The sequence below is a fragment of the Pseudomonas sp. genome (assembly GCF_026224925.1).
Taxonomy (GTDB): domain Bacteria; phylum Pseudomonadota; class Gammaproteobacteria; order Pseudomonadales; family Pseudomonadaceae; genus Aquipseudomonas.
Genome location: NZ_JAMFRV010000791.1, coordinates 1 through 3,826, shown reverse-complemented (window position 1 = coordinate 3,826; position 3,826 = coordinate 1). Strand labels below are relative to the sequence as shown.

The window sequence follows — 3,826 nt, the reverse complement described above, 5'->3', positions numbered from 1 at the left end:
GCGGGTGGAAAAATTCTGAACTTAATTCGTAACCGTCTTCGCAACCGGTCCCGATTGTTCAACTCCGTACGTAAAGTGCGCGTATGGTTATGAATGACATTCCTCTTTAGGTAAGCCCAAATGAATCATCTTGGTTCGCGGTTGAAAGAAGAGCGGAAGACGCTAGGGCTCTCTCAACAAGACTTCGCAGCCATTGGCGGCGTCGAAGCCAACGCACCGGGAAAATACGAAAGCGGGCAGCGTACGCCGCGTTCTGATTATTTGGCGGCCCTCAGTTTCAAAGGGGTTGACGTGCTTTATTTGCTGTCAGGCCATCGCACTCCGCTGCGTATTGAAAGCCTGACGGAGGCGGAAAGGGTTGTCATTTTGCATTATCGCGCGCTGACGGGCGTGGACCAGGACGCGATCGGGCAATTGGCGCTGTCGCTATCTGAGTGCTTGGCAGACTAAGCCGCCAAGTGGTTTGCATTACGAATGTTATGACCCCTTAAATTTATCCTCCCTTGACCGCTCGCTGCACCCTCACATTCCTCCTTGCCCATGAGCGCTGATAGCGTATTTATCCCTCGAATATTGATTGCGAGGTGAAAAATGGGGTGGGTGAACCTTTGCGAACGGCTACGCCGGTCTTATTGATGCTGATAGTGGTCAAATTTTGATTCGGGCAGAACGCGGGGGGTGATACCGTCTTGCCATGAACGCCGTTCGATATTTGAGGAAGCAGTGCAATGAGCCCCAGCATCACTATCAAAACAGAAGCGGACCTGGTCCAGTTGCGCATTGCGGGCAGATTGGCCGCCGACGTATTGGCGATGATCAGCAGCCACGTCAAGGCGGGTATCAGTACTGAAGCGCTGGATGATATTTGCAACGATTACATCGTCAACGAGTTGAAAGTCATTCCAGCCAACGTTGGCTATCACGGCTTCACCAAAACCACCTGCATTTCGCCAAATACAGTGGTGTGCCACGGGATCCCATCCCCGTCAGATATTCTTAAAGACGGCGACATTATCAATATTGATGTCGCCGTCATCAAAGACGGTTGGTTTGGCGACACCAGCCGCATGTACCTCGTGGGTGAGGTTAGCCCGCTGGCCCGGCGCCTGGTGGACGCCACCTACGAGGCTACTCGCGCGGGTATTCTGGCGGTTCGCCCCGGGGCAACCCTGGGCGACATTGGTCATGCCATTCAGAGCGTTGCCCATCGTGAAGGTTTTAGCGTGGTACGTGACTATTGCGGCCATGGTATCGGCCGTAACTACCATGAAGAGCCGCAAGTGTTGCATTACGGCAGCGCGGGGGCGGGGCTGAAGCTCAAGGTCGGCATGGTTTTCACCATTGAACCCATGATCAACGCGGGCAAGCCAGGGACCAAGGTATTGCCAGACGGCTGGACAGTATTAACCCGCGATCAATCGCTTTCAGCCCAGTGGGAGCACATGGTCGCCGTCACAGCTACCGGCTTTGAGCTATTGACGCCTTGGCCAGATGGCACCGGCGACTATGCTTCCATCTGAAGCTATGTTGCCCTCTCAACCAGTGCTAACGCGAACGTTTCCATAGCACTTGAGTAATGCCTAGCCCCTCAGCTTGCTGAAGGGCTAGTCGAACGGGACCTGCAGCTATATTGGCCTGTGCACTGACAACTCCGGCATGCAAGGTTGCTATGTGCAAGGCATCGCTCTCGCACAGGTGCGCGGCTTGATGAGTAAAGCTCCTGCGCTCGCCGTTAAATTGATAATCGATTTCAAACTCCTTTTGTTGATCCATCAATGCGCCTCCTATTGGTAACGTAAATAAACGACCTGTCGATAACTTCAAGCAGCCACGGCGCAGATGCTGTTACCCAAAAAAACGTTTCTTCACGGTCTGTTAATGCGACTTATCGTCGACCTAAATGTTGCACGTATTTGTACGTTGTAGAACAGTCCTCCGATGAATGGATGCGCGGTAAAAGTTGCGGAAGCGCTTCAGCGGTCAGCGTGTTTTGCAGAACTGACTTACAACGTCTTGCGACGTCAGGTGGTACAGTACTGTCTCTATTTATACGAGGAAGTACGCATGTCACTGCTTGATGATGAACAAGACATTTGGGATATGTTTGCCGCCTCCGCACTGACCGGTTTGATCACCCGTGGCGCGATTGAGCCTGTCGACGCTGCTCAATTAGCTGCTGATTATGCTTCGCAGCTGATGATCCAGCGCGCCCAGCGCATCCAGGCTGAAGAGGATGCAGCCGAGGCGTCATAAGACGTTATCCGGCTTCATTGAAAAGCCCGGCACTTTCGCAAGTGCCGGGCTTTTTCGCGTCGGTCAGACGCGTAGCTGATCAGCCGCAGGACTTCATGTTCACCGGGCCCACAAACTCGTTTCCTCTACCCATTACGCAGGCTACACGCTGATTGCGCTGACTTTCCCAAGCCTCTACCGGGTACGTCCTGTCCCAGGCTTTGTACAATTGACGGTCTTGTTTAGATAAGGGCAGGGCGTACTGCTTGCTCATGTAAAAATAGGTCCGGGCGATCATTCCGCGAATCGACGGGCGAGGCATGACCTTCTTCGCCTTGAAATCAACTTGAGTCAGGCATGACCCGTATTGACCTGATTGCACAGGAAGCCAGCCGAAGCTGAAGTTGCTCCGGTCGCCGTTAACCTCCCCAATACTAGGCACCAGGTTATGCAGGTCTGCTTCGGCGTGTTGGTAGACCGGGTCGGTCTTGGTGCAGTTCTTGCGCCCTCCGTTTTGCCAGCATTGGCGTAAGTGGCCGATCTGCCAGGCCGGCATGATGTGCTCCCATTCGATACGCTGGGCACGGTTGGCATTTTTGCGCGGGACATAGCCGCATCCGGCAATATCGACCCGATGACCATTGTATTTGCAGCCGCAGTAAAACTCGGTCGATTGTGGCGCATAAAGCCCCCACGCGATTCTTTTGGCTTCACTGAAGGTGCGTGGTGCATCGGCGTGGGCGCTAAGGGAAATGCTCAATATCAGAAAGGCTGCCACCCGAACAATCATGCCTCAATCTTCCTTCGGCACTGTCCAGAAAATCTGCACGCCACCGTCATCGCGATAGGCGAGGGTGACGTTGTCGTTCTCGGCGATTTCACCAAGCATTTGATTCCATTCGTCTTCCAGTTCATCAGGCAGACGCATAAGTAGCGCAGTCCTCGACTTCTGGGCGTTGGTGGAGTTGATTATTTTCTGGACCCGCGCCCCAAGTAGTTCATAGGAACTGAGGGCCTTTGGCGTTGCTGCAGTATTCTTTGCCACGGAGAAGTCCTTGATTTGCTGTACGGGCATACAGTATTTCAATGTGGGATTTTTCGCAACCTGCGGTATATTAAAACCGTCGAGCAACTGGTCAGGATACGCGACGCGGCAGTTGACAAATTAATCCGCCGTTCTCATAGTTCATTCACGCAAACGTTTGCGCCGCCGCAAGCGATGCCAAAACAATAATCATAAGATCGGAGTGAACCCATGAAGCTGCCATTCGCTGCTCGTCTTCTCGCTGTCGCTATGCTCACCGCCGCATCCGCCATTCTCCCGTTTTCTGCAGCCCATGCTGCCGCCCCTGAAAAACCTAAAGTTGCGTTGGTGATGAAATCACTGGCTAACGAATTCTTCCTGACCATGGAAGATGGGGCCAAAGCCTATCAAAAAGACCACTCGGCTGATTTCGACCTGATCTCCAACGGTATCAAGGACGAGTCGGACACTGCTGCGCAGATCGCTATCGTTAACCAAATGATCGTGCAGAAGGTCAACGCCCTGGTCATTGCACCGGCCGACTCTAAAGCGCTGGTGGCAGTGATCAAG

General features: G+C 53.3%; 7 protein-coding genes. 4 read left to right on the top strand and 3 right to left on the bottom strand.

The genetic code is table 11. The features are described from left to right. Positions 1-120: 120 nt before the first annotated feature. Entirely contained in the window at positions 121-450 is a 330-nt protein-coding gene (locus tag M0974_RS33155) for a helix-turn-helix transcriptional regulator (RefSeq protein ID WP_297846544.1), read from the top strand. A gap of 278 nt (positions 451-728) precedes the next feature. Continuing rightward, positions 729-1,520, top strand: coding sequence for a type I methionyl aminopeptidase (gene map / locus M0974_RS33150; RefSeq protein ID WP_297846542.1), 792 nt, complete (start codon positions 729-731; stop codon positions 1,518-1,520). 25 nt (positions 1,521-1,545) lie between these two features. On the opposite strand, the gene M0974_RS33145 is transcribed toward map, so the two are convergent. After that, positions 1,546-1,773, bottom strand: a complete 228-nt coding sequence (locus M0974_RS33145; RefSeq protein ID WP_297846540.1) for a DUF6555 family protein — start codon at positions 1,771-1,773, stop codon at positions 1,546-1,548. Positions 1,774-2,064: 291 nt separating this feature from the next. On the opposite strand from M0974_RS33145, the gene M0974_RS33140 reads away from it, so the two are divergent. Beyond that, on the top strand, positions 2,065-2,253 hold the full coding sequence (locus tag M0974_RS33140) for a hypothetical protein (protein WP_297846539.1): 189 nt from the start codon (positions 2,065-2,067) through the stop codon (positions 2,251-2,253). 79 nt (positions 2,254-2,332) lie between these two features. Here M0974_RS33140 and M0974_RS33135 read toward each other — a convergent pair whose 3' ends face one another. Together M0974_RS33135 and M0974_RS33130 are read right to left on the bottom strand one after the other, a co-directional pair. After that, complete coding sequence (locus tag M0974_RS33135) at positions 2,333-3,022, bottom strand: endonuclease I family protein (protein ID WP_297846538.1); 690 nt, start codon at positions 3,020-3,022, stop codon at positions 2,333-2,335. A gap of 3 nt (positions 3,023-3,025) precedes the next feature. After that, positions 3,026-3,277: a DUF1654 domain-containing protein gene (locus tag M0974_RS33130; protein WP_297846545.1), complete on the bottom strand. Its 252-nt coding sequence runs from the start codon at positions 3,275-3,277 to the stop codon at positions 3,026-3,028. A 210-nt stretch (positions 3,278-3,487) separates the two neighbouring features. Here M0974_RS33130 and M0974_RS33125 point away from each other — a divergent pair. Beyond that, on the top strand, positions 3,488-3,826 hold a 339-nt coding region (locus tag M0974_RS33125), incomplete at its 3' end, for a substrate-binding domain-containing protein (RefSeq protein ID WP_297846537.1).

What these genes read in the sequence shown, in the direction of transcription:
- M0974_RS33140 (WP_297846539.1), top strand. Translation starts at nt 2,065, where the DNA reads ATGTCACTGCTTGATGATGAACAAGACATTTGGGATATGTTTGCCGCC.
- M0974_RS33145 (WP_297846540.1), bottom strand. Translation starts at nt 1,773, where the DNA reads ATGGATCAACAAAAGGAGTTTGAAATCGATTATCAATTTAACGGCGAG.
- map (WP_297846542.1), top strand. Translation starts at nt 729, where the DNA reads ATGAGCCCCAGCATCACTATCAAAACAGAAGCGGACCTGGTCCAGTTG.
- M0974_RS33155 (WP_297846544.1), top strand. Translation starts at nt 121, where the DNA reads ATGAATCATCTTGGTTCGCGGTTGAAAGAAGAGCGGAAGACGCTAGGG.
- M0974_RS33135 (WP_297846538.1), bottom strand. Translation starts at nt 3,022, where the DNA reads ATGATTGTTCGGGTGGCAGCCTTTCTGATATTGAGCATTTCCCTTAGC.